This window comes from Periweissella cryptocerci, from assembly GCF_004358325.1.
In the GTDB taxonomy this organism is placed as follows: domain Bacteria; phylum Bacillota; class Bacilli; order Lactobacillales; family Lactobacillaceae; genus Periweissella; species Periweissella cryptocerci.
The window spans coordinates 2,426,547-2,449,976 of the sequence record NZ_CP037940.1 but is presented as its reverse complement, the minus strand read 5'-3'; the positions used below and the strand labels follow the sequence as shown (position 1 = coordinate 2,449,976).

General features: G+C 41.0%; 25 protein-coding genes and 1 tRNA gene. 2 read left to right on the top strand and 24 right to left on the bottom strand.

Features of this window, described 5'->3' with window-relative positions:
- Nucleotides 1-111: 111 nt before the first annotated feature.
- From glnA to EQG49_RS10840, 4 genes are all read right to left on the bottom strand, one after another.
- Nucleotides 112-1,458: a type I glutamate--ammonia ligase gene (gene glnA / locus EQG49_RS10855; protein ID WP_133363983.1), complete on the bottom strand. Its 1,347-nt coding sequence runs from the start codon at nt 1,456-1,458 to the stop codon at nt 112-114.
- Nucleotides 1,459-1,460: 2 nt separating this feature from the next.
- Nucleotides 1,461-1,817, bottom strand: coding sequence for a MerR family transcriptional regulator (locus EQG49_RS10850; protein ID WP_133363982.1), 357 nt, complete (start codon nt 1,815-1,817; stop codon nt 1,461-1,463).
- 125 nt (nt 1,818-1,942) lie between these two features.
- Nucleotides 1,943-2,869 (bottom strand): tRNA (adenosine(37)-N6)-dimethylallyltransferase MiaA, encoded by a 927-nt coding sequence (gene miaA / locus EQG49_RS10845; protein ID WP_133363981.1) that lies wholly within the window; start codon nt 2,867-2,869, stop codon nt 1,943-1,945.
- Nucleotides 2,866-3,606, bottom strand: a complete 741-nt coding sequence (locus tag EQG49_RS10840) for a glycerophosphodiester phosphodiesterase family protein (protein WP_133363980.1) — start codon at nt 3,604-3,606, stop codon at nt 2,866-2,868. The genes miaA and EQG49_RS10840 overlap by 4 nt, the downstream gene beginning before the upstream one ends.
- Nucleotides 3,607-3,723: 117 nt before the next feature.
- Between EQG49_RS10840 and EQG49_RS10835 the strand changes: the two genes are divergently transcribed.
- Nucleotides 3,724-3,906: a DUF3042 family protein gene (locus EQG49_RS10835; protein ID WP_133363979.1), complete on the top strand. Its 183-nt coding sequence runs from the start codon at nt 3,724-3,726 to the stop codon at nt 3,904-3,906.
- Nucleotides 3,907-4,010: 104 nt separating this feature from the next.
- Here EQG49_RS10835 and brnQ read toward each other — a convergent pair whose 3' ends face one another.
- From brnQ to EQG49_RS10805, 7 genes are all read right to left on the bottom strand, one after another.
- A complete protein-coding gene (gene brnQ, locus EQG49_RS10830) occupies nt 4,011-5,384 on the bottom strand; it encodes a branched-chain amino acid transport system II carrier protein (protein ID WP_133363978.1) in 1,374 nt (457 codons plus the stop codon).
- A 413-nt stretch (nt 5,385-5,797) separates the two neighbouring features.
- Nucleotides 5,798-6,304 (bottom strand): GNAT family N-acetyltransferase, encoded by a 507-nt coding sequence (locus tag EQG49_RS10825; RefSeq protein WP_133363977.1) that lies wholly within the window; start codon nt 6,302-6,304, stop codon nt 5,798-5,800.
- A gap of 620 nt (nt 6,305-6,924) precedes the next feature.
- Nucleotides 6,925-7,479: a GNAT family N-acetyltransferase gene (locus tag EQG49_RS10820; RefSeq protein ID WP_133363976.1), complete on the bottom strand. Its 555-nt coding sequence runs from the start codon at nt 7,477-7,479 to the stop codon at nt 6,925-6,927.
- A 188-nt stretch (nt 7,480-7,667) separates the two neighbouring features.
- A complete protein-coding gene (locus EQG49_RS13750; RefSeq protein WP_165964875.1) occupies nt 7,668-7,808 on the bottom strand; it encodes a hypothetical protein in 141 nt (46 codons plus the stop codon).
- Between the two features lie 131 nt (nt 7,809-7,939).
- Nucleotides 7,940-8,449, bottom strand: a complete 510-nt coding sequence (locus EQG49_RS10815) for an LptM family lipoprotein (protein WP_133363975.1) — start codon at nt 8,447-8,449, stop codon at nt 7,940-7,942.
- A gap of 182 nt (nt 8,450-8,631) precedes the next feature.
- On the bottom strand, nt 8,632-8,901 hold the full coding sequence (locus EQG49_RS10810; RefSeq protein WP_133363974.1) for a zinc ribbon domain-containing protein: 270 nt from the start codon (nt 8,899-8,901) through the stop codon (nt 8,632-8,634).
- A gap of 265 nt (nt 8,902-9,166) precedes the next feature.
- The gene (locus EQG49_RS10805; protein WP_133363973.1) at nt 9,167-9,811 is read right to left on the bottom strand and encodes a TetR/AcrR family transcriptional regulator; all 645 of its coding nucleotides are present in this window, start codon (nt 9,809-9,811) and stop codon (nt 9,167-9,169) included.
- 289 nt (nt 9,812-10,100) lie between these two features.
- On the opposite strand from EQG49_RS10805, the gene EQG49_RS10800 reads away from it, so the two are divergent.
- Nucleotides 10,101-10,174: transfer RNA gene (locus EQG49_RS10800), tRNA-Arg, on the top strand.
- A 62-nt stretch (nt 10,175-10,236) separates the two neighbouring features.
- On the opposite strand, the gene EQG49_RS10795 is transcribed toward EQG49_RS10800, so the two are convergent.
- The 13 genes from EQG49_RS10795 to EQG49_RS10735 all read right to left on the bottom strand — a co-directional run bounded on the left by EQG49_RS10795 (nt 10,237) and on the right by EQG49_RS10735 (nt 23,311).
- Nucleotides 10,237-11,145 (bottom strand): GRP family sugar transporter, encoded by a 909-nt coding sequence (locus tag EQG49_RS10795; protein ID WP_133363972.1) that lies wholly within the window; start codon nt 11,143-11,145, stop codon nt 10,237-10,239.
- 750 nt (nt 11,146-11,895) lie between these two features.
- Entirely contained in the window at nt 11,896-14,691 is a 2,796-nt protein-coding gene (gene ileS, locus EQG49_RS10790; RefSeq protein ID WP_133363971.1) for an isoleucine--tRNA ligase, read from the bottom strand.
- Nucleotides 14,692-14,931: 240 nt separating this feature from the next.
- On the bottom strand, nt 14,932-15,621 hold the full coding sequence (locus EQG49_RS10785; RefSeq protein WP_133363970.1) for a DivIVA domain-containing protein: 690 nt from the start codon (nt 15,619-15,621) through the stop codon (nt 14,932-14,934).
- Between the two features lie 11 nt (nt 15,622-15,632).
- Nucleotides 15,633-16,430 carry a YlmH family RNA-binding protein gene (locus EQG49_RS10780; protein ID WP_243115708.1) on the bottom strand — a complete coding sequence of 266 codons (798 nt, stop codon included), beginning with the start codon at nt 16,428-16,430 and terminating at the stop codon, nt 15,633-15,635.
- Between the two features lie 34 nt (nt 16,431-16,464).
- Nucleotides 16,465-16,725 carry a YggT family protein gene (locus EQG49_RS10775; protein WP_175577950.1) on the bottom strand — a complete coding sequence of 87 codons (261 nt, stop codon included), beginning with the start codon at nt 16,723-16,725 and terminating at the stop codon, nt 16,465-16,467.
- A 9-nt stretch (nt 16,726-16,734) separates the two neighbouring features.
- Nucleotides 16,735-17,184, bottom strand: a complete 450-nt coding sequence (locus tag EQG49_RS10770) for a cell division protein SepF (protein WP_133363968.1) — start codon at nt 17,182-17,184, stop codon at nt 16,735-16,737.
- 23 nt (nt 17,185-17,207) lie between these two features.
- Nucleotides 17,208-18,497, bottom strand: a complete 1,290-nt coding sequence (gene ftsZ, locus EQG49_RS10765; RefSeq protein ID WP_133363967.1) for a cell division protein FtsZ — start codon at nt 18,495-18,497, stop codon at nt 17,208-17,210.
- Between the two features lie 19 nt (nt 18,498-18,516).
- Entirely contained in the window at nt 18,517-19,617 is a 1,101-nt protein-coding gene (gene ftsA, locus EQG49_RS10760; protein ID WP_279232841.1) for a cell division protein FtsA, read from the bottom strand.
- Between the two features lie 66 nt (nt 19,618-19,683).
- Complete coding sequence (locus EQG49_RS10755) at nt 19,684-20,721, bottom strand: SepM family pheromone-processing serine protease (RefSeq protein ID WP_133363965.1); 1,038 nt, start codon at nt 20,719-20,721, stop codon at nt 19,684-19,686.
- Between the two features lie 13 nt (nt 20,722-20,734).
- Entirely contained in the window at nt 20,735-21,214 is a 480-nt protein-coding gene (coaD, locus tag EQG49_RS10750) for a pantetheine-phosphate adenylyltransferase (protein ID WP_133363964.1), read from the bottom strand.
- The gene (gene rsmD / locus EQG49_RS10745; RefSeq protein WP_133363963.1) at nt 21,211-21,777 is read right to left on the bottom strand and encodes a 16S rRNA (guanine(966)-N(2))-methyltransferase RsmD; all 567 of its coding nucleotides are present in this window, start codon (nt 21,775-21,777) and stop codon (nt 21,211-21,213) included. Before rsmD ends, coaD begins: the two co-directional genes overlap by 4 nt.
- Nucleotides 21,777-22,091, bottom strand: coding sequence for a YlbG family protein (locus EQG49_RS10740; protein ID WP_133363962.1), 315 nt, complete (start codon nt 22,089-22,091; stop codon nt 21,777-21,779). Before EQG49_RS10740 ends, rsmD begins: the two co-directional genes overlap by 1 nt.
- A 59-nt stretch (nt 22,092-22,150) precedes the next feature.
- On the bottom strand, nt 22,151-23,311 hold the full coding sequence (locus EQG49_RS10735) for an FtsW/RodA/SpoVE family cell cycle protein (RefSeq protein WP_133363961.1): 1,161 nt from the start codon (nt 23,309-23,311) through the stop codon (nt 22,151-22,153).
- Nucleotides 23,312-23,430: the final 119 nt, after the last annotated feature.

Genomic DNA, 23,430 nt, shown 5'->3' with positions numbered 1-23,430 from the left:
TACCAACAAATAGCGGCACAACTCAAAACGGACACCGCAATTAACTGCGATGTCCGTTTTTCGATTGTATTTCTAAATAGGTGTAATAGTCACCTATTTGGTTTGTAGCTTTTAGTACAAGTCCAAGTAGCTATCTAATTCCCATGCTGATACTTCTTGACGATATTGACGGTATTCAAGCAACTTAGCATCGATAAATTGTTGTGATAAGTTGTAACCTAATGCATCACGCACAATTTCATCACCTTCTAAATCACGAACGGCTGCTAACAAGGTATCAGGTAAGTCCTTAATGCCTGCTTTAATCCGTTCTGATTCGTCCATCAAGTAAATGTTACGATCAACTGATTCGTTTGGTTCAAGGCTATCCTTAATCCCATCAAGGCCTGATGCTAAGATAGCTGCCAAGGCCAAGTATGGGTTTGCAGTTGGGTCAACTGAACGAAGTTCCAAACGTGTTGATTGCCCACGTGAAGCTGGGACACGAACCATTGGTGAACGGTTTGAACCAGACCACGCCACGTACACAGGCGCTTCAAAACCAGGTACTAATCGCTTGTATGAGTTAACAGTTGGATTAGTAATTGCCGTGAAGTTTTGGGCGTGCTTCAAGATACCACCCAAGAAGTTGTAAGCGGTTGTTGAAAGTTGCATTTCATCATTTTCATCGAAGAACGCATTGGTTCCTTCTGCGAAAAGTGACATGTTAACGTGCATCCCATTACCATTGATACCAGAAACTGGTTTAGGCATGAAAGTTGCATATAAGCCGTTTTTACGGGCAATTGTTTTTACGATTAATTTAAATGTTTGAATGTTATCCGCAGCTTCAAGCGCGTTAGCATACTTAAAATCGACTTCGTGTTGACCAGGAGCAACTTCGTGGTGCGCAGCTTCAACTTCAAAGCCCATTTCTTCAAGTGTTAAAACGATTTCACGACGGACGTTTTCACCCATGTCGAGTGGTGCCAAATCAAAGTATGAACCGGAATCGTTCAATTTAGTCGTTGGCTTGCCAAGTTCATCAAGCTTGAATAAGAAAAATTCTGGTTCAGGTCCGATATTGAAGGCATCAAAACCAGCAGCTTTAGCATTAGCTAAGTTTTCCTTCAAGACATTCCGTGGATCGCCCATAAATGGTTCGCGCGCCGCCGTGTAAACACTGGCAATAATCCGTGCAACCTTACCACCGTGTGAATCAGTCGCCCATGGGAAAATCATGAACGTTGAAAGGTCTGGGTACAAGTACATATCTGATTCTTCAATCCGTACAAACCCATCAATTGATGAACCATCAAACATCATGTTGTTAGCTAAAACTTTTTCAAGTTGTGACGCTGGAACTTCCACGTTCTTGATAATTCCGTACATATCAGTAAATGTTAAACGTAAAAATTCAACATTTTCTGACTTTACGAGGTTGCGAATATCATCTTTTGTATAATCATGCTTTGGCATTGTTAATAGCCCTTTCTTTTCTTATTCACCGAAAATCCGGCAAGGTTGATAAACTCTGACGCTAGTGCTTGGCGCATTTCATGAGCAGATAAATCTGGCTCACGTTGTTTTGCTGCTTTTTTCGAATAAATTGCTTGGATATCAGCAATACTGTCACCAGCATCCAAATAATCTTTAATCTCAAGTAAACGATCAACATCGTTCAAAGAAAACATCCGGCGATTACTAGCTGTCCGCTGTGGCATAATCAAATGCTGTTCCTCGTAATAACGAATCTGTCGATCAGTCAAATCAGTCAGTTCACGAATTGTACCAATTGGAAGGACTGCCAAATTTCGGCGCAGTTCTTTTTCAGCCATTCGAGTACCTCCTTAATGTCTTTGCTTAAGATACGTTCATTGTATCACCTGACACAATAAAAACAACGACCCATGTCAGGTTTCCTAACACAGGTCGTCGTTTCTTTGGAATTTCTTCACATTTTCTATTTATTGAACGTTTCAACTAACTCATCAATTGCATCGATTTCAGTTGGTTGACGTACAAGATCGAACCAGTGAATATCTGGCATTTGGTTGTTAAACCACGTTAATTGCCGTTTAGCAAAGCGTCGTGAATTACGCTTAATTAACTCAATTGCTCGTTCTTCGGTATCATATTCACCAAAGAATGGGAATAATTCCTTGTAACCAATTCCTTGGCCACTTTGGAGTTGGGCACCACCAGCGTCATACAGACGCTTAGCTTCAGCCATCAAACCATCATCAAGCATTTGGTCGACCCGCAAATTAATGCGGTCATAGAGTAATTCGCGACTCGTATTCAAACCAATCACTAAGGCGTCATACTGGCGTTCACCCTTGCTTGGCTTTTGTTCTGAAAATGGCTTACCGGTGAGCTCGTAAACTTCCAAGGCCCGAATAATCCGGCGCACATTCCCTGCTGGGATATCTTTGGCTGCCACTGGATCGACTTCATTCAATTCGTCCCAAACTGCCATTCCACCAAAATCATCGGCAAAAGCTTGCCACTTAGCCCGAATTTCATCATCGGCATCGGTATCGTCACCGCCTAATGGCATATCACCAAGCAAGGCGGCAATGTAGAAGCCAGTGCCACCAACGATAATTGGCATTTTGCCACGACTCGTAATATCCGCGATATGTTCTTTGGCCGCTGCGACCCATTCGGCCACCGTAAAGTTGTCGGTCATATCCTTAGTATCAATTAGATAATGAGGAACACCTTCTTTTTCGACATCGGTAATTTTCGCGGTACCAATATCAAGTCCGCGGTAGACTTGCATTGAATCTCCTGAAATAATTTCACCATCATATTTTTTAGCCAATTTAATTGAAAGGGCGGTTTTCCCCACTGCAGTTGGTCCCACGATTACAATAATTTTATTCATCCTTGAATTTCCTTTCGTAACTGAACCGCTAAATCCAGTTCATCGGTAATAATACCGGGTAATTTTGCTTGAAAAACCTTTCGCATTTCGGCCTTTTTATTCACAGTCCATGGGCGTGTTCGTGGGTGTTTCCCCCACCAATAAATTTTGTTCATAAACCAGCGATTATCGGGGTGAATATACTCGATAACGCGCTGTCGCTGGAGCTTCCACAAGCGCCACCTTGGTGTATACGTTAATGCATCAATCGCTAAAGTGTCATCGAGATCGTGCAATCGTTGTAACGTATCCAGATTAAAGCTTTGATATATCACTGGATAAGTCACATGATACTCGGCTATCTTATCAAGTAACCGCTGTTCAATCCCTGGGTACTCAACGTGATCAGTTTTAACTTCAATTAATAATATTTTATGAAAATGTTGGACTTGCAAAAACGTTAAGACTTCATCCAATGAAGGAATTTTAGTCCCCGCAAATTCTGGACTGAAGTAACTGCCAGCATCGAGAGCTTGTAACTCAGCTAAAGTATAGTCACCAACTAAGCCATGCCCATTTGTCGTTCGTTCTAATTTTTCGTCATGAATGACGACTAATTGATTGTCTTTAGTCAAATGAACATCAATTTCTAAACCGTCAATTTCTTCGGTTTCGAGTGCTTTCAAATATGCTGGGATTGTATTTTCTGGTGCTTTCCGTCGGGCGCCGCGGTGAGCGAATATCTGCGTTTCCATCATTTCAGCCTACCTTTTTGTTGTCCTGAACAAATTCTTAGAATATTCATAATACATTACTAGCATTTTACGCTAAACTTCTTTATCATGTAATTATAAACTATTGTTGGAGGAACAGATATGAAGAAATTTGGTACAGGCGTATTAATTGGGGTTCTTAGTACAGTTGCTGCTGGTGTCGGTGCACTTGCTGGCTTCCACAAAACGGTGGTTAAGCCCGTTAAGGACGAAGAAGCAAAGTTTGAAAACACACGCATCAAATCAGCTCGTAAGGGTCGTTCAGCTCACAGCTCAAAATTTTAATTACTCCAAATTCACATTCCAATTTTAATTGTGATGTGAATTTAGATACGATTCAAAAAAATCGGTTCAGCCTTTAATAAGGCTGGACCGATTTTTTATTCTAACTATTCAACATCAGCTGAGTGCAAAATCACACCACCCGTCTGTAATTCTGGGCTGAATTTGTACAAGCCATAACCTAATACGAATCCAAAGGCTCCGGGTAATACCCAGCCTAATCCCATTGAGGCGAAAGGTACGATATGGTGATATTCGTTAACAAGGCCCGCCGCCCAAACCTTAGTGACCAATGGCGAGTTAGCCAATGCGTCTAGCAACGCAGGTCCAGCCACAAACAACATCATGGCTCGATACACAACACTCGCCCGGTTAAAGTACTTCGCCAACAATGACAACGTGATTAGTGACAAGGCCAGTGGATACATCAACATCAAAACTGGTACTGCCCAGGTAATAATGTTGGTCAATCCGGCATTCGCAGTTACAAATGAACCTACTGCAATTGCCCGTAAGAAATTTTTATAACTGACTTTCGGAAACGTCTTGTGCATATCTTGAGCAAATGAAGCAAAGAGCCCCATTGCGGTTGTGAAGACAGCCAATGTAACAACCAGTCCCGTGAATAAAGTTCCAAAATTACCAGTGTAATGTGCAACAATTTGAGCGAACGCATCCCCACCATTTGCAGCGGCTTTAAATGTTCCCAAACTTGATGTACCAAGTAATACTAAGCCAGTGTACAAAACAACTTCAGCAGCAATTGCGAGCAAGCCTGACTTTGCTACGACTTTGGGCACAGCATCTTCATGATAGCCTAGACCCTTGATTGCATAAACAACGGTTACAGCTAAAGCCAATAAGGCAATTCCGTCCATTGTATTGTAACCATCCAAGAATCCTTGGAAGAATGCGTTACTTTGGTATGCTTCCCCAACCTGTTGGTGTAAGTTTCCCATTGGTAAAAAAACTGCCAACAATAAAGTTCCGACTAGCAAAACTAAAAATAACGGATTCAAATACTTACCAATCCAAGCAACCACATTGGCCTCTTTAGTACTAAGAAAATATGCTAAGCCGAAGAACACTGCTGAAAAAATGAGCATTCCAACGGTTTGCATGCCCTTTGGTAATAAAGGTGCCACTCCCATCGAGAATGCAGTGGCGGCAGTCCGCGGAGTTCCAAAAAACGGACCAATTGTTAAATGCAGCATTACTAAGAATACCGTGCCAAACCACGGTGCGACTGGTTTGGCGATATCAAACACGCCTTTACTACGTGTCACACTAACTGCGAGCATCGCTAGAAATGGTACCAACGTCCCCGTAACCAAAAACCCCGCTGTTGCCAAGAGCCAATTTCCACCAGCTAATTGACCAAGTTGAACCGGAAAAATTAAATTACCAGCCCCAAAGAACATCCCGAAAATTAATGAAGCTACCAAAACTGTATTGCGCCAATTGTGTTGCTTTTGATCCATAATAACTACCTCTTTCCTTGATAAACACCCAAACGATTATGATTGCAAAATTTCCTAAAGATTCTGAATAAATAAAAAGGACCCGATTAGCTGTAGTATTCCACAGCTAATCAGGTCCTTAGTTTGACTTGAATATTCTCAGCTGCTCATCATGTGAATTTCTTCATGATGAGCAACAACAATTGTCAGCCCATCATTATTAAATAATAATAATTGCGCTGATAATAATGTTATTAACTTGTGTGAAGTTAGTTGAGTTCATAAGTTCAAGCCATCCTTTTTTAATATTTAATATCTTTGTTGTTTATTATTTAACCACGTACCAGTTGGCATTGCAAGAACTAAATTAAAATATTATGGCAAAAGAATAAAATTATTCCCATTTAATTAACGATACTATCGTTAAAATCTCATTATATTTCTCGACCGTAATAAACTTGATCTTGATAGTTTTCACCGTCAAAACTAATTCGCGGTAACCGACCCCATTCTGCAAAGCCGAATTTTTTTAATAAACCAGCACTCTGCGTGTTTGTATTAAAAATCGCCGCAATTAAAGTTGTCATTTTTTGTTCGCGTCCAATTTCAATTAAATGCTGTAGCATCGCAGATCCATATCCACGACCACGCACTTGGTGATCGAAATAATATGAAACTTCCGCCGTTTGGTCAAAGCTCCGCCTAGTTCGATATGGTCCAAGATACCCATATCCTTGCACCGCACCGTCAGCCACAAGCACATATAACGGATAGCGCAAATTATTTTGATGTTCCTCAAACCAACCTCGCCGCTGTTCAACCGATTGCTCATCTAAATCCGCGGTGATGCCCCGGGCCCGAATTGACTGATTATAAATATCCGTCAATCGTGGTAAATCATTATTGATAGCCAAGCGAATCTCGTAAGCTGATTCCGTCATTATTTAGTCCACGCTTTCATTTTTCCTTATTATACTGTATTCCAACTTCATTTGGTCTCATTTATTCTAGCGTGGAATTTGGATACGTGTCTCAGATTGATTCCCACTACGAGGCTGGAACCAGTCTGGACACCGTGATGGAAGACAAGCATTTGAAGCCACAGTGCGGTCTTCAAATGTTTGCGAAGCTTGGTTCGCTAACGCGGTAACCATCTTCACAAATCCATAATCAGTAACGAAACCCGTTACTGATTATGCCATCACGGTGCGAGCTAAAGTCCAGCCTGTTTCCAGACTCTTCGCTAGTTTGAGCGCGCAGTTTGACTAGTAATATGCGGTAATCAATAATCCCACGCTTATCTAGCGGAGTGACTGAAAATCACTTTGTGGCCGGCAGGCTTTACACCGAAATGGGACGTGACACCACGTGTCGGGTTTTGCGTTGCCGGTTCGCAGGCATAAGCAAGCAGCTTGGGCATGCGCTTCCATCTCGGTGCACAATGTGATTTTCAGGCACGCAGTGGCATCATACATCTCATTACATTTTATAAATCCCACGCCAGACGGAATAGAACCAAAAAACTAGTTCATCATTTTCGACAAACTAGTTCCATATATTATTAAATTTTACGACCAAAGATAATTTGATCATGGAAAAATTCTCCATCAAAACTAATTCCGGGAAAGCGGCCCCATTCAGCAAAGCCAAATTTGGTTAACAACCCGGCGCTAGTTTCGTTCAAGCCATTCACAAACGCCAATAAATTACTAAAACCTTGCGTTTGTGCATATGAAATCAAGTAATCCATAATGGCTGAGCCGAAGCCTTTACCGCGAACGCTATGATCAAAATAGTAAGAAATTTCAGCCACGGCGTCCACCCCTTTCCGCGGACGATACACGCTAAGTGAGCCATAACCTACAACTTGATTATTTTCCACTGCCGCAAAGATGGGATGCCGCGGATCATTTTGATGCGCTTCAAACCAGCCGCGCCGTTGTTCAACTGTTTGTTCTTCAAGATCCGTCGTAATACCCCGGGTCCGAATCGATTCATTATAAATAGCAGTAAAAATTGGTAAATCATTCGCTTCCGCCAAACGGAAGGCAATGTTTGGGTTAATGTTTGTGGGTGCCTTTGGTTGAATAGTTTCTTCAAGAATATGAGCAAGCATTTTTCGTTCTCCAGAAATATGAATAAATTATGAAAACTATAATATCAAAAAACAAACCAAATGTGCTTACTTTTTTTAAATATTTTTATAATTTACATATTTGTCATAAATCTGCAAAAAAACAGCCCGCGGTTGAGACGGACTGTTCATGGTACCTATCGAGGTGTTAAATTAAGAATTGAGACTAATTAATGCCGTGCGGCCATCCGCGTCGTCACAGTCTCAGTGTTGACAACCGAATGTTCTTCATTAGTTGTAGTACTTTGTCGAACTACTTCGACAATTGCTGCAATAAGGAGTACAGCCAAGATAATAATTAGTGAAATCATCTTCATCCTCCGTCTTCGCCGTTTTGGCATACTTTATTTATATACTAATTATCGTATACTTTCAGTGTTGACGGGAGAATTTTTACGTCTTTTAAGCTTCTGTTTAGAAACTTTAATCTTCCTTAATTATTTTATTCGTTTTGTGAGCCCAACTTGTACAAGCGCTTTTCAACATTTAATTCCTGATTAAGTTGTGAACTAACTTTGTCGGCTTGAACTTCTGAGTGGGTGACGGCTTTAGCAGTTGTATCAATAATTACTTGAAAATTGTTATGGAATTGCGAGGCAACACTGCCATCCACATTATATTGTTTCTTAGTCGCGTCTTTAATAATTCCCTTTATACCATGGGGTGAATTATCAAGTACCACATCTAATTTTTCTTTGTCGGCGGTATCTAAACCACGGGCATTAGTGCTCATTACCTTATCAGCAGCGCGATAAACCGCATTAGCAGAGGCAGAGTTGCGGTAATCATATTTGCTCAATGTATCAAGCAATGTATTAATATTCTTCTTCGATTGCGTCAATTGCGAATACTTGTCGTTATCAATTTGAATACCAGCATATGTCTTCTGACCACAAGCTACCAAAATAAATGCTAGACATGCCGTTGTCAGCAATAAAACAAACTTTTTCATAACACTCTCCTTCATAGTTTCCCTAGTTTCAGGCGAACCATTCATTTCCTATTCGACTAGTTCGTATCCCCACTAACTAATCTTTTTCATAGTAATAATCATACAAGAAACACCAGAACCATGCAATTCTAGATTAAAAAATTCAACCAGCTTAACCCATCAAATAGGCCCCCAGAAAATGCTTATTTCCAACGTTTCAAATTTTTAACTTGCATTGGATACATTTTTTTAAGAAAGAACTTAGTAATCTTTCCCATTTGTGGATTTTGCTCAATTCCTTTTTCCCCAACCGCAATCATTGACGCGACTGTAGCATTAGGATCAACGAATTCACCATTTAAGTAACAATATGAACAATACTCCGTTGAAAACGAACCATCCTTATTCGTTCCAAAGTCAGCTTTATTTTGTAGTGGCATTCCACAACTTTGACAAAAAACTTTTTGTGCCATCTTACTCTCCTTATAATTTTTGTATTTGTCAGCCCCTGTCGGCCACGCAAAAATTCAATTGTGCAGCCAGGACTTCTAAAAACTTTGTCTTCATTTATTCTAGCGTGGAATTCTCATTTTTGTACTTTTGCTTAAGAATACTCGCGTACCACGGAATATACATTAGGCACTAGTTTGAACAAATCCCCAAATCAGTGATAACCGAATTTATTGTTATACAAAACGTAGCCGACCATAATTGGCCAGCTACGCAAAAAACTATTAATTAGTCTAACACTTCTGCTGCATCAAAGAAATCTGCAAACTCAACTTGTTTAGGTTGCTTAAACTCAAGAATTCGCTTCATACTTGCGGTCATATAGCGTGGTGTATACATCATACCAGTATGTAACCACCGTTTAATTACCCCCAACAAGGCCGAAACAATAAATGAAATTTGCAGTTCATCAGGTACTTCAAGTTCAACAAACTCACTTTGACAAGTTTGTTTGAACTGTTGCATATATTCTGAGAGATGGTTATAAATTTGTTGTTCAAAAACATTGTTTTCTTGCTCGTTTAACAAAACATCGAAAACTTCTGAATCGTTTTCAATGTACGCAAATGCACGTGCAATTGAGAAACGACATAATTCTGCGGCACTATCATCCTTAGTGTGACTTTTAAAACCGCGATTCGTCATATAAATTGTTTCTGCAAAAAAGTCATCAATAATTTCTTGCATCGCCCGTTGAACGAAGTCTTCCTTGTCATGGTAATGCAAATAGAAGGTACCGCGAGTTATGTTGGCTTCTTCAGTAATTTTTTGAACTGTAATATATTGCAATTTATATTCACGCATTAACTTAACTAACGCGCGTTTTAAACTATTGCGAGTCTTTAAAACTCGTGGATCTGTCTTTGTTGTCATGTGGCTACCTCTACTTTTTTAATCGTCGATTAATCAGCAATCTTTGGCATCCCAACCCATACGATAGTATCCCTAAAATCGTTATATCTTTACTAAAGATCGTGTTTTGTGTTCAATAAATCATATCTCTTGAACGTCTACTATTTAAGTATACGAAATCGCTTTCATATCGTCAATTTTTGAGCCTAATCTTCAAGAAAAAACCTAAACTTACGCAAAAACGTCTATTAGACTTCATTTTTATGTCGTTGACTGTCTGTCTTATTACATATATAATTTTATATATTGCGGTGGGCTAGCTCAGTTGGATAGAGCAACAGTCTTCTAAACTGTAGGTCGTGGGTTCGAATCCCACGCTCATCATCGTAAGACAAAAAATAAAACGTGCAGGTGTCCGATAATCGGTCATACCTGCACGTTTTTATTTATATCATTCCCACAAGGACGCCACCAAGAATTACCGCTGCCGTTCCAATAAAGGTATAGATAAATTCTTTTTTCGTTTTCTTTTCACCTAAGAATATAATTGCCCCAAAGGTTGAGATAATCACGCCCATTTGTGAAAGCGTATATGCCGTTGCGAGCCCCATGGCAGACATCGCAGACAAGAACATGAATAAGTTCCCGATTGCCCAACCAATCCCTGTAATACCGTTCTTGGCGGTCGTAACGCTGACCAAGTTATTTTCACGAATCATGAACTTCGCAAAGATAAAGGCTCCGATAACCATCCCCATTGTTTGTGGTAAAAGAATCGCAAAAGTAAACTCAGAACCGGATGTTGATGGCATCCCACCCCACGTTTGATATGCTTTTGGAATGAACGTGTATACAAGGTACCCAAACGTCGAGAGCGTTAACGCAATAATTCCAGCGCGCATATTCCCAGTTATGTTCTCTGGTTGCTTAAATGGGCTCTTAGGGTCCTTTTTACCAATGAATACGGCACCAATAACCATGATGGCGATTGCTGCAACCCCCATCAACCACATGATGGGATTTTTCCATTCTCCAAAGACAATTGCGCCCATTAAAGCATTCGTAACTAATTGTCCCGCGGTTGAAATTGGAAAGGCTTTTGATACACCAATTTCCTTAAATGAAACAAATTGTTGTGATGTACCAACTGCCCAGAACAAACCTGAGACTAAACCAAGAATCCAAATCGTTGGTGTCATTGTTGGCTTCGTCACTAGCCAAATGATGGCTGACAAGATGAAAGCACCTGATGTCATCCCAAAAACTTGTTGTCCAGCTGAACCACCGAATTTACCCGTTAATAATCCAATCGAACCCCACGTTAACGCGGGAATTAACGCCATTAATATATCCATTTTTCACACTCTCAATAATTTCTAAAGATTTTGACCAATAAAGTAATAGATTTAGTATACGACAATCAAACCGTTTGGCAATTCCTTTGAACAAAATTTTCAAAAAAATCGTTAATCCGTGAAAATTAGCAACATTTTTACGTCATCCAAACTATTTGCACAATGGATTTAACAAGTTGTATGTCCCCCTTGATATTCTGTAGGTTACCTAATTGGATATCACTCGTTGTACATATTAACGGAGTACCTAATATTTACAATTTAGGTTCTATTTATTCTAGCGTAGGATTGTTGTTTCTGTACTTTTCAATCATCGAATTACTGAGGTCCTATTGCCAGCGTTGTTTTTTCCATTCTGCTGTGACCTGTGATTTACAACTGTTTTTTCTAGTTTGAGAGTTATTACTAACTAACGAAGTGTCTGGAAAGTGCTTGGCGGGCGTAGCCTTTACACCACGACTGGGGTGAGATGTGTGCAACACATGTCGCCGCTGAGGATGAGATGAGGAGTCTCAGGAATTTATTCCTTAGACTCCCAGCTTATCCGAACCTCACAAGACCGCATTTTGGCTTGGGAGGTTGCTTCCAGTGTGGTGCGCCAAGTAATTTCCAGGCACGGAGTGGCCAATATTATTCAATCCCATGTCAGCTCAAATAGAGCCCTGATATTTTACAACTTAGTATTACCCACAATAAAAAGACCTACCTATTTTCAAAATAGGTAAGTCTTTTCCGGTTTAAATATTAAAACTAGTCTTCAAAGCCATTTTCAACAGCTTCAGGGTAGTATTGGCGCACAATGGCAGCTTCGTGGGCACTCAACATTGGGAAGTCGGCATCGGCTCCCAAATCAGTGTGGTACAAGCGGTCACGAGCTGATACTTCACCTTCAGCATGAGCAACAGTCAACTTCAAGCCATCAATGTCTTGGGCATCAGCTGGTGCATCGGCAATATCAACTAAGTGCAATTGTGATACTAAGAGCATCACGCGCACGTCAGAATCTAATGTATCAATCAAGGCACGTTGTTCAGCAGTCAAATAGAGCGTAACCGCTGCTTCAGCAGGCTTACCAATCAACTTGTTATCACGCGCTTCTTCCAAGGCCTTGTTAACCTTATCGCGCATGAGGCGGAATTCACCCCAGTTAGCAATCAAGCTAGCTGAATCAGCCAAGTCTTCGGCAACAACCATTTCTGATAAGTAACCGAATTCTTCTGGTTCTTGGAGGTATTCCCAAATTTCTTCAGAAGTGTGTGGCAAGATTGGCAACAAGAGTTTCGTCAAATTAAGCACAGTCTTGTAGAAGTTAGTTTGCATTGCCCGACGTTCCACAGAATCAGGTGCTTCGGTATAAACAACGTCCTTAGCGTAATCCAAGTAGTAAGCAGACAAATCAACGTTGATAAAGTTAACGACGCGTTTGAATAAGTCAACAAACTTGTATTGGTCATAATCAGCCAATAAGTCCTTGGTCAAATCATTAACTAACGCATAGAAGTACTTATCTGACGCTGGCATATCTTCATAAGCCACTGCATCTTTAGCGTTATCGAAATCTTCAGTATTAGCTAACAAGAAACGCATTGTGTTACGAATCTTCCGGTAAGTTTCTGAAGATTGCTTCAAAATTTCCATTGAAACACGGACATCGCTATCCGTATCAACTGAAGCTACCCACAAACGGATGATTTCAGCACCCATTTGCTTGATAACGTCATTTGGAACGATCGTGTTACCTATTGACTTAGACATCTTGCGACCTTCACCATCAAGCACGAATCCTTGTGAGATAAGACCCTTGTATGGTGCGTGACCAGTAACTGCAACAGAAGTGATCAATGATGAGTTGAACCAACCACGATATTGGTCAGAACCTTCCAAGTACAAGTCAGCTTGATCTGGCAAGTAATCACGTTGTGCCAAAACACCTTGGTGTGATGAACCAGAATCAAACCACACATCCATGATATCTTCTTCTTTGGTGAAAATACCGTTTGGTGAGTGTTCTGAAGTATAACCTTCAGGCAACAAGTCTTTAGCTTCACGTTCAAACCAGACATTTGATCCAAATTCGCCGAACAAGTCAGCCACGTGGTTAACCGTTTCTTCAGTCAAAATTGGTTCGCCATCTTCAGCATAGAAGATTGGCAATGGAACACCCCAGACACGTTGACGTGAGATAACCCAGTCGCCACGATCTTTGATCATGTTGTAAAGACGATTCTTACCCCATTCAGGTAAAAATTCAACTTCATCTAATGAATCCAAGATTTGTTGACGGAATGCTTCAACAGAGGCAAACCATTGTGGCACTGCCCGGAAAATAACGGGCTTTTTAGTCCGCCAGTCAAATGGGTAGCTGTGTTCAATGTCTTCTTGCTTCAAAAGTAAACCAAGATCAGTCAACTTTTGGAGTGAAATTGCGTTTGCTTTTTCATAGAAAACACCTTCAAAGTCAGCGCCGGCTTCTTCAGTCATCATTCCTTGATCATCAACGGGAACAGCAACTTCCAAGCCGTACTTTTGACCAACCCAGAAATCGTCTTCCCCAAAACCAGGGGCAGTGTGAACAAGACCAGTACCGGCATCCAAAGTAACGAAATCGCCAAGCATCGTAACTAACTTAACGTCTTCATAGAATGGGTGTTGAGCGATGATATTTTCCATATCAACACCCTTCACAATCTTTTCAACTTCATAATCAGCCCAGCCAAACTTTTCAGCATCGCCAGCTAATAAATCAGTCGCCACAACGTACTTCTTGTCTGATCCAGCAGGTTTAACAACTGAATATTCGTACTTGGCACCAATAGTAATCCCACGTGAACCAGGAATTGTCCATGGCGTAGTCGTCCAAACAACCATGTAAGTATCAGTATCCAAGATACCCTTACCATCAACGACACGTTCAGCATAGAACGCAGTTGGTGACGTCACATCGTGGTATTCAATTTCAGCTTCAGCCAAAGCGGATTCAGATGACCATGACCAGTAAACTGGTTTCTTACCCTTGTAAATGTAGCCTTTTTTCGCCATTTCACCGAAAGTCCGAATTTGGGCGGCTTCGAATTCAGGTAACAAAGTCAAATATGGGTTATCCCATTCAGCAGAAACACCAAGACGCTTAAAGTCTTCACGTTGCTTATCAACTTGTTCACGCGCAAATTGTTCGGCGAGCTTACGCCATTCAACCTTACTTAATTCTTTACGGTTATGACCAGCCTTTGTCAATTGTTGTTCAATTGGCAAACCATGTGTATCCCAACCAGGAACATATGGTGAGTTAAAGCCACTCATTGACTTATAACGTACGATAATATCCTTAGAAATCTTATTCAAAGCGTGACCCATGTGGATGTTACCGTTAGCATATGGAGGGCCATCATGTAATACGAAAAATGGCTTACCTTCATTTAATTTTTGACGTGCTTCATAGACTTTGTTTTCAAACCAAACGTTTTCACGTTCAAGTTCCTTGGTTGGTAAACTACCGCGCATTGGAAACTTAGTCTTCCCGAGGTTCAATGTTTCTTTAAGCTTCATGGAATCTGTACTCCTTTTCTTTTGGTAAAATAAAAGCCCCCAGCGTTCTTAAAAAAGAACACCAGGGACGATTGCTATCGTGGTACCACCCTAATTCGATTAACCTGGTTGGCTAATCCTCATTATAGTATGCAATTGTTGATAGTAATTGATCATGTATCCCACCAGAGCCTGCCAAGTTCTCACTATTTCTTGACTCACTAATGGATGAATGGATTACATGTGTATCGAAATACATTACTAAACGTGCTTTTCAGCTTCATCAGCTGGAAGCAAGATTGAAGTTTGCACTTCATCTGCTGAATCTGAGTTTACGCTATCAGTAGCAGCTGTGTCAACAGTTTCGTTGGCCTTTTTTTCATTATAAGCCGCAGATGCTGGTGCCTTTGACATACCCTTTTGTTCCAAAGTAGCATCCCAATCAGGCCGGTTGATTAATTCCAATTGTGCTTGCAACAAAGTTTGCATCTTGCTGCGGAAATCCAATGTATCTTGCTTAATAGCATCCGTTTCAGTTGCAAGTTTTTCGTTGTCATTGGCGGCATCATTTAAGATGGTCTCTGACTTAGTTTGGGCATCGGTCATCATTGCATTTGACTTGGCAGTTGCATCGGCAACCATCCGTTGAGCTTCTTCTTGAGCTTGCGTCAAAGTCTTCTTAGCTGATTCATCAGCTGTACGCTTCAAACGATCAGCGGCTTCTTGGGCAACCAAGATTGATTGGGTAACTGAACCCTTCATATCTTCGATTTGTGCGCTTTGTGCTTCAAAATCAGCAACCTTTGTTTTAAGTTGCGTATTTTCTTCAACTACTGCAGCGTAATCTTTGATAACTTGATCTAAGTAATCGTTAACTTCAGTAGAGTCATAACCTTTACGGCCACTTTTAGAAAATTCTTTATTTTGAATATCAATTGGAGTTAATGCCATTTATCCTTACCTCATTTTTTGTTATTTTGTATTGTTTCCATGACTACTCGGAGCTTATCTTTTTTAGTAGTACCTTCAAGTTCAACTAACCGCATACGTCCAAATCCACGGACTGACAACATATCACCCGTTGCTAATTCGTAATCTGGCTTAATAATTTCGGTCCAGTTCAACCGCACAGCGCCACCTTCGACCAATGTTTTCACACGGCTTCGTGAAATATTGAATGCCGTTGAGATAATGACATCAATCCGTAACGACGCGATCGTGGTTTGAGTTTGCACCCAGTCAACTTCAGGTTGTACGATATCCGCCATCGCATGTGGCATTAGATGCACTTTGATATTACCAATCCGATCAACTTGCAAACTAAAATAATCAACCATTTTATCTTCAATTAAAAATTGCCAGGTTTCATTAGCGCCCAAAATATCGCCAAATACATTTCGTTCGATACCTTGATTAACTAATGTTCCTAAAATTTGATTATGGTGAATATCTGCAAATTTGGTTGGATAGACGATTTCCATTAATTGCAAATGAAAATCAGCTTCCACAAACACGTAATAATCAGGATAAATAAGCATCCGTTGCATTTCTGCATTAGGTAAGCCACCACGACTAGCCTGGCGCATCCCATCTTCCCGATTAACAATCGTTTGCGCAATAAAACGTTGTCGTGGATTCAAAAAATGAGTCAATACTGGCCGATATTCATCAGCCACTTGGCGTACCCAACCTTGAACTTGCTCAATGAAGTTCGCTTCGTCTGGACGGAAGTGTTGCGTGATGTTCTCTAAATCAGTCAATTTGCTCACCCTCATTCAATGTATATTTTAAATATTAAAACATGAACGCAACACGAGTTAAGCCCTGTTGTGCAAGTTCTAATACGATAATGGCCAAGACTGGTGAAAAATCAATTCCACCTAATGTTGGCAAAAAGCGAAACACGTTCAAATATGGTTCTGCTAATCGCGAAATTAGTTGCCCCAATTTTGATTCGTTTGCTCCAGGTAACCAAGACATCAACGCATTTGCGATAATGACAAAAATGTAAATCTCAATTACCCGGGTAAGAATTAGTACTAATAAAGCTATCATAAACGTCTCCTATTTAGCATACTCGCTGATGTCACTGTTAATTGACGTTGAGACGCTGCCGCTAATTTCATAGTTGTGTGGTGTCACCAAAAAGATGGCGTCACCAATGCGTTCGATTTCACCATCAATGGCGTAAACCGTCCCAGTTAAAAAATCAACAATGCGCTTAGCTTGACTGTCCTCGATTGACGAAAAATTCACAATTATCGCTTGATTTGCCATCAATTGATTTGCAATTTCTTTCACGTCAGAATAGATTCGTGGTTCAAATAACGCAATTTTGCTATTTGACTCGGTCACACCTGCGCGGCGTTCATCCATTGAAACCACATTTTGGCGCATTGGACGTTTGGGCGTCCCTGCATTCATTTGTGGTTCAGTTGGTGCTTGATAATCATCTTCGGGACCATCGGCGAATTCATCGTCGACTCCGAAAAAGTTACGAAAACTAAATGCCATGTTTTACCTCACTTGTACTGCGTTTACTTACGACGCTTCAAGAAAACAGGAGTACTCAAATCACCATCATTGTCGTCATCGTCAGTGTTGGTTGCGTTATCAGTGTTAAAAACCTTAAATTCAGGCTTTTCAACGCCGGCAAATTCATCGCTAGTTGAGCTGTTTTGGAAAGGTGCTTGTGCAGTCTTTTCTTCGCTCGCTTGCAAATCATTCCAGCCTTCAAAACGGTCATTTGGTGTTGCTGGCTTTGGTTGTTGCACTGGCGCAACTGTTGGGTTAGCAACTGGCGTAACATGTACTGGCGCAGTTGCACGATCAAAAACTGATGTACCATTTGTTGGTACTGGTTGGTTCTTTCCGTTTTCAATCCCCGTTGCGATTACCGTAACTCGAATTTGTTCGTTCATTTCCATGTCGATTGAAGTACCGAAAATGATGTTAACATCTGTACCGGCAGCTTGTGACACAACATCTGAAGCAGATTGTGCTTCAAACAATGACATGTCTGGACCACCAGTGATGTTCAAGAGCACTTGTTCTGCACCAGTAATTTCAGCTTCCAGCAATGGTGATGAGATAGCCTTCTTAGTTGCTTCAGCAGCTCGGTTTTCACCGGTAGCTGAGCCAATACCCATCAATGCTGTTCCTTGGTTGGTCATCACAGTTTTCACATCAGCAAAATCCAAGTTGATGAAACCAGGGTTAATAATCAAATCAGAAATCCCTTGCACACCTTGACGCAACACATTATCAGCTTCTTTGAAAGCTTCCATCATTGGTGCTGTTTTATCAACAAGTTCCAACAAACGGTTGTTAGCAATCACGATTAAAGTATCAACGTTGTCCTTCAAGTTTGATAAACCTTCAGCGGCGTAACGGCCACGACGAGGTCCTTCAAACGTAAATGGTCGTGTGACAACCCCAACCGTCAATGCGCCTTGTTCCTTAGCAATACGGGCAACTACAGGTGCAGCACCGTTCCCAGTACCACCACCCATGCCGGCAGTAACAAAGACCATATCAGCACCAGCTAATGCTTCAGCGATATCTTGTTCTGATTCTTGGGCTGCTTTAGTCCCAACTTCAGGGTTAGAACCGGCGCCCAAACCCTTAGTTAACTTAGGTCCAAGTTGAATCTTAGTTTCTGCCCGTGAAGCTTCTAATGCTTGTACATCAGTATTGGCAACGATGAATTCAACACCATCAACACCTTCGTCAATCATTCGGTTAACGGCGTTTGAGCCACCTCCACCGACACCAATTACTTTAATTTTTGCCCCGAATTGTTCGGTTGCGTCTAACATGAAATCCATTGTCTATCCTCCAATTACCCTAGTCAAAGAAGTTTGCGAACAAACCTTTGATTTTATCTGTCATTTTTTCTTTTGGTTCTTCATCGAAATACTCACCTTCAAGATCAGGTTCTTCATTGCTAGGCTTTGTATTCATATCATTTTCTTGTTTTTCTTCATTCTTGCGGAACAAACTACGCTTCTTTGGTTCAGTTTGGGTTGCTTCATCTTGTTGAACTGCCGTCAAACGATTTCCTGAGATTGCTTGTTTGACAACTCGTTCAGTCATCGTTTGTTGTGCCGCAAGCTTTGCAACAGCGTAACCAGTTGTATAACTTGGGTGTCGCAAACCAATTTCAGTTGGTGCCATCACTTTAACTGACATGCCAAACATTTGATGAGCTAATTCTTTAATACCAGCTAATGCAGCTGAGCCCCCCGTTAAAACGAGGCCACCAGGCATATCTAATGCACCAGTTGGTTGCAACTGCTTAAACAAGTTCGTGAAAATTTGTTCAACACGTGCTTCAATAATTTCAGCCAAGTATTTTTCCGAAATCCGAGTTGCTTCGCTCTTACCAACAGGATGGATTGGAAATTCATTATTTACCGAAGCTTGTAATGGATTCGCAAAACCATAATCACGTTTGATTTTTTCTGCATCGGCCATTGAAATATTCAAGACTGTTGAGACGTCTTTGGTGATATAATCACCACCTTCTTGGTCAACCGCTGCAAACTTCAACTGATGATCATGAATCACAGCTGCTGTCGCTTGGCCTGCACCAAGATCAATGACGACTGTGCCAAAATCTTGTTCGCCATCAGTCAAAATTGTGCGGCCAATTGCCAATGGCGCAACTACAAACTCGCGTAACTTTAAGCCTGCCCGTTCAACTGCCATCTTGATGTTGTGCACAATTGTCTTAGGGCCTGTAAATGCGATTCCACGCATTTCCAAACGGACCCCAACCATATCGTATGGATCTTTGATCCCGTCAAAACCATCAACGATGAATTCGGCAGGTAATAAATCAATAATTTCTCGTTCTGGTGGCAAGTTTTGAATAATTGCCTGTTCAGCTACAACTTGAACATCATCATACGTAATCCGTTTAGTTTCACTAGTGATTGCTGTCAGTCCTTGGACTTGTTCGTTCCACTTTAACGTAAAATCGAACTTTTGAGAGCATACTCGTGCTTAATTTTATTTGTGTGTCTCTAAATACTTAATCGCTTGTTCAAAAGTTGCAACTGGCACAACTTTCATTTTCGGTGCATATTTTTTGGCAGTTGCTTTGGCCAACTCGTAATTTGTTTGGCCGCCATCAATTTGCTTGTTCAATTTAGTTGGCTTCACATAAGGTGCAAAGAAAATTGTGGCACCAGCTTTTTTAGCTGCTACGATTTTCTTATCAATCCCACCAATTTCCCCAACATAACCATCTAAATCAATCGTACCAGTACCAGCAATCTTTCGTCCCTGACGTAGATGTCCACCGGTCAATTGATCATAAATCTGGAGACTAAACATTAGACCGCCTGATGGGCCACCAATCGAGCCTGGATTTACGGCGACATTGGGTGTTGTTGAAACTTCAACATTATCAGCCAGACTAATTCCAAGCCCAGCACGACCGCCTAAATCCATCAAATGCCGTGTTGTTTTCCGGGTTTTACCATTTCGCATATACGTCACGGTGACTTTGTCATGCGTACTTTTTTTCGCTAAAAACATTTGATAGCCACGCGCGTTGTCAAAATGATGACCATCCACTTGCGTAACCGTATCACCCACTTGCAAGTCATTCGCAAAGTGCGAATTTTCAGCCAGACTCGTAATGAAAATTCCAATGTACTTAGTGTGCACAGTTCGATGAGCAGTTTTAAAAGCAATCCCGACGGCTTCATTAATTGCATTTTGCATATAAAAGCTTTGAACTTGATTGTATATAGCATTATCCACGCCACCGGTCACATCCTGTGCTTTTTCAACATCAGCTAACGGATTCAACCGGGCTGCTACCAAGCTAAAAGGTGTCGCTTGGCGCAGGGATACATAAGTAATCATATATTTCCCGGGTTTTTGATCTTCTTTACCGCCGACTTTTACAAACGGCTTCAAATCATCTGCTCCACCGGGAGTCTCAATATATGAATTTAGTGGTAAAAAGAAAGCAATTAATACCGCAACTAGTGCCACTGCCCCAATTATCCAGCCCTTGAACTGTATTATTTTTTTCATTCACGATTCCTTTTTAATTGATTTGTTTAGCTTTAAGTGCCGCACTCACCACAGGTGGTACAAGTGCTGACACATCACCACCAAAGTGCGCAATTTCTTTAATCATGCTCGAAGCAATATTTTGGTTTTCATGATGGGCCAATAAAATCACCGTTTCAAAGTCCCCGCGTAAATGCCGGTTCATTTCTGCAATGTCTCGTTCGTACAAATAATCAGTTTCATTACGCAACCCACGAACTAAAAATTGTGCGCCCAGTTGATCCATAACGGCAACTGTCAGACCAGTAATCTCCATTACTTCAACATTTTTAATATCAGCGGTTGCTTGTTTGATTAAATCAATTTTTTCAGGTGTTGCAAACATTGGTGCTTTCGTGGTGTTTGTTCCCACACCAACAACTAATGTATCAAATAGCCTACTTGCTCGCTTAATAATATCAAGGTGACCATTTGTCAATGGATCAAAACTTCCTGGAAATAATGCTACTTTCATTGATCTGTACTCCCCTCGTACTCATACACAGTAACTTCTGTAATCCCGTAATTTTTGTGGTGTGTGCGTGTAAAACTTGGTACCTCTTCTGGCAAGCCAGCTTCATGATCCGTTTCAGCAACAATAATGGCATCTTCATTTAAAAGATGTAAATCAATCATCATTTGAATATCATCAAGAATTTGTTGCTTTGCATATGGTGGATCAAGATAAATTACGTCAAATACAACTTTATCAGCTGCAAATTGTTGAAGCGCTAACCGTGCATCCCGCTTAAGAACCGTGAAACGTTCTGGTGCCTTGGTCATCGCGATATTTTCATTAATCGTTTTGATTGCGGCAAATTGTTTATCTACCAAATAGGCATGATCCAAACCACGTGAAACCCCCTCAATCGAAAGTCCACCTGAGCCAGCAAATAAATCCAAACTCGTGCCACCATCAAAATATGGTCCCACCATACTAAACATTGCTTCTTTGACCTTATCAGTCGTTGGTCGCGTTGCTGTTCCTGGGACAGCCTTCAATGGTCGCCCACCGAACTCTCCTGCCACTATGCGCATTACACTTCATCTCCATCGGGTTCAATATTTTCTAACTCCTCATCATTGTCGATTGAGAAGCTAGCATCTTCTTTTTTATCAGCTAATTCCGGATTTAAATCTGGACGCAATGAAATTTCCGTGCGTGTTACAAATCCTAATTTTTCTATTTTTTCTTGATTAGCAAGGAGATCAGTTTCATTCATGTAAATCACCACATAATGCATTTTACGTGAGATGAACTCAACATTCCCATAGCGGCGTAATTGTTTGACTTGGCGTAAGTTACGCACGTAGACAATCAATGCCCGCCGTTTTTCTGCAGTAAATTCCATTGTATGCTCCTTCGTAATTTTATTGCACTGCCGGACTCACATGTGTCCCACAACTTTGGCTAACGTGTTTTTTCTTGGATGACTTTCATTTGTCGTGCTCGACTAACCGTTGCGCTTGCGTTCATCGCTAACCCAATGGCGATACTAAGCACCAACATTGAAGATCCACCATATGAAATGAATGGGAACGTCACCCCGGTGATTGGCAATACACCACTAACTCCACCAAGATTAATCAATACTTGAATTGTTAAGTACGCTGCAATCCCATACATCATAATCCGGATATAAGTTTCATGCGTTCGCGTACCAACTTGAATGATTCGACCAATAATGATCCCCATTAAAGCTAAAACAATTACGATGACAATCGCACCCCATTCTTCACCAACGACGGCCATGATAAAGTCGGTATTCGGTTCAGGCAGGTAACCTGTTTTTTGAATTGAATTACCTAAGCCAACCCCGAACAAGCCACCATTACTAATCGCATAATATGAATTAATTAATTGCGTACCTGAGCTTTGTTGATATTCCCATGGATTAACGAATGCTACCAATCGGGCCAAACTATAGTGCTTTTGCGGATCAATTTGCATGGTCTCAATAATTTTGGGTAATATCACCCAAATGATTCCAAAAGCGCTAAAAGCTCCGGCTGCCCAATACCAAGCAATTCCTGATGCCAATAGCATTACCATCACAATGAAGCCGTTGATGGCAAAATTCCCCATATCTGGCATCACTAAGATTAATACTAAAATTATGCTTGGTAAAAACCACCGGCCACCTTTAAACGTTGTTTCTAAGGCGTGCCCTTTTTGATATGGGTGCCGTGCAAAGAAATTAGCGAAGTAGACAATCAAGGCTACTTTGGCAAATTCAGCTGGTTGCAAACTAAATCCTGGCAACATAATCCAGCCGTGCGCCCCGTTGACTGGGGGAGCAATAAACCGCGCAAATGCCAATAACATAATAATTATCCAGAGCATGATGCGTAAAAAGCGCGAGCTCATCAAATAATTGAGGCGCATTTTAAACAAGAACGTTCCGACAATAACTGCAACAAACACGAAAAACGTCTGCTTAATCAAGAAAGAAAATGGTGACCCGGAAGCCATGTTTGAACTCGCTGAGAACACATTCACAATCCCAAATAATGCCAGCGTAACCGCAGGAATTAAAATGTAATAGTCTAAGTTATTTGTTTTTTTACCCATTATGGACCTACCGTTTCTTTCCAGTAATGTTTTCATTTTAACGCAGACGTAAGCTAAAAGCACGGATAACTACAGGAAAATCTACGTTAAATCTATCCAAATGGTTATAAAAATAGCTC

Bases quoted from the DNA above. Each gene is read 5' to 3' on its own strand.
- rsmD (WP_133363963.1), bottom strand. From the start codon at position 21,777: ATGCGCATAGTGGCAGGAGAGTTCGGTGGGCGACCATTGAAGGCTGTC.
- ileS (WP_133363971.1), bottom strand. From the start codon at position 14,691: ATGAAGCTTAAAGAAACATTGAACCTCGGGAAGACTAAGTTTCCAATG.
- glnA (WP_133363983.1), bottom strand. From the start codon at position 1,458: ATGCCAAAGCATGATTATACAAAAGATGATATTCGCAACCTCGTAAAG.
- EQG49_RS10810 (WP_133363974.1), bottom strand. From the start codon at position 8,901: ATGGCACAAAAAGTTTTTTGTCAAAGTTGTGGAATGCCACTACAAAAT.
- EQG49_RS10735 (WP_133363961.1), bottom strand. From the start codon at position 23,311: ATGGGTAAAAAAACAAATAACTTAGACTATTACATTTTAATTCCTGCG.
- miaA (WP_133363981.1), bottom strand. From the start codon at position 2,869: ATGAATAAAATTATTGTAATCGTGGGACCAACTGCAGTGGGGAAAACC.
- EQG49_RS10815 (WP_133363975.1), bottom strand. From the start codon at position 8,449: ATGAAAAAGTTTGTTTTATTGCTGACAACGGCATGTCTAGCATTTATT.
- EQG49_RS10785 (WP_133363970.1), bottom strand. From the start codon at position 15,621: ATGGCATTAACTCCAATTGATATTCAAAATAAAGAATTTTCTAAAAGT.
- EQG49_RS10840 (WP_133363980.1), bottom strand. From the start codon at position 3,606: ATGATGGAAACGCAGATATTCGCTCACCGCGGCGCCCGACGGAAAGCA.
- EQG49_RS10825 (WP_133363977.1), bottom strand. From the start codon at position 6,304: ATGACGGAATCAGCTTACGAGATTCGCTTGGCTATCAATAATGATTTA.
- EQG49_RS10820 (WP_133363976.1), bottom strand. From the start codon at position 7,479: ATGCTTGCTCATATTCTTGAAGAAACTATTCAACCAAAGGCACCCACA.
- EQG49_RS10805 (WP_133363973.1), bottom strand. From the start codon at position 9,811: ATGACAACAAAGACAGATCCACGAGTTTTAAAGACTCGCAATAGTTTA.
- EQG49_RS10755 (WP_133363965.1), bottom strand. From the start codon at position 20,721: ATGAAAAAAATAATACAGTTCAAGGGCTGGATAATTGGGGCAGTGGCA.
- EQG49_RS10850 (WP_133363982.1), bottom strand. From the start codon at position 1,817: ATGGCTGAAAAAGAACTGCGCCGAAATTTGGCAGTCCTTCCAATTGGT.
- EQG49_RS10775 (WP_175577950.1), bottom strand. From the start codon at position 16,725: ATGATAGCTTTATTAGTACTAATTCTTACCCGGGTAATTGAGATTTAC.
- EQG49_RS10795 (WP_133363972.1), bottom strand. From the start codon at position 11,145: ATGGATATATTAATGGCGTTAATTCCCGCGTTAACGTGGGGTTCGATT.
- EQG49_RS13750 (WP_165964875.1), bottom strand. From the start codon at position 7,808: ATGATTTCACTAATTATTATCTTGGCTGTACTCCTTATTGCAGCAATT.
- ftsZ (WP_133363967.1), bottom strand. From the start codon at position 18,497: ATGGATTTCATGTTAGACGCAACCGAACAATTCGGGGCAAAAATTAAA.
- EQG49_RS10770 (WP_133363968.1), bottom strand. From the start codon at position 17,184: ATGGCATTTAGTTTTCGTAACTTTTTCGGAGTCGACGATGAATTCGCC.
- brnQ (WP_133363978.1), bottom strand. From the start codon at position 5,384: ATGGATCAAAAGCAACACAATTGGCGCAATACAGTTTTGGTAGCTTCA.
- EQG49_RS10740 (WP_133363962.1), bottom strand. From the start codon at position 22,091: ATGGAATTTACTGCAGAAAAACGGCGGGCATTGATTGTCTACGTGCGT.
- coaD (WP_133363964.1), bottom strand. From the start codon at position 21,214: ATGAAAGTAGCATTATTTCCAGGAAGTTTTGATCCATTGACAAATGGT.
- EQG49_RS10835 (WP_133363979.1), top strand. From the start codon at position 3,724: ATGAAGAAATTTGGTACAGGCGTATTAATTGGGGTTCTTAGTACAGTT.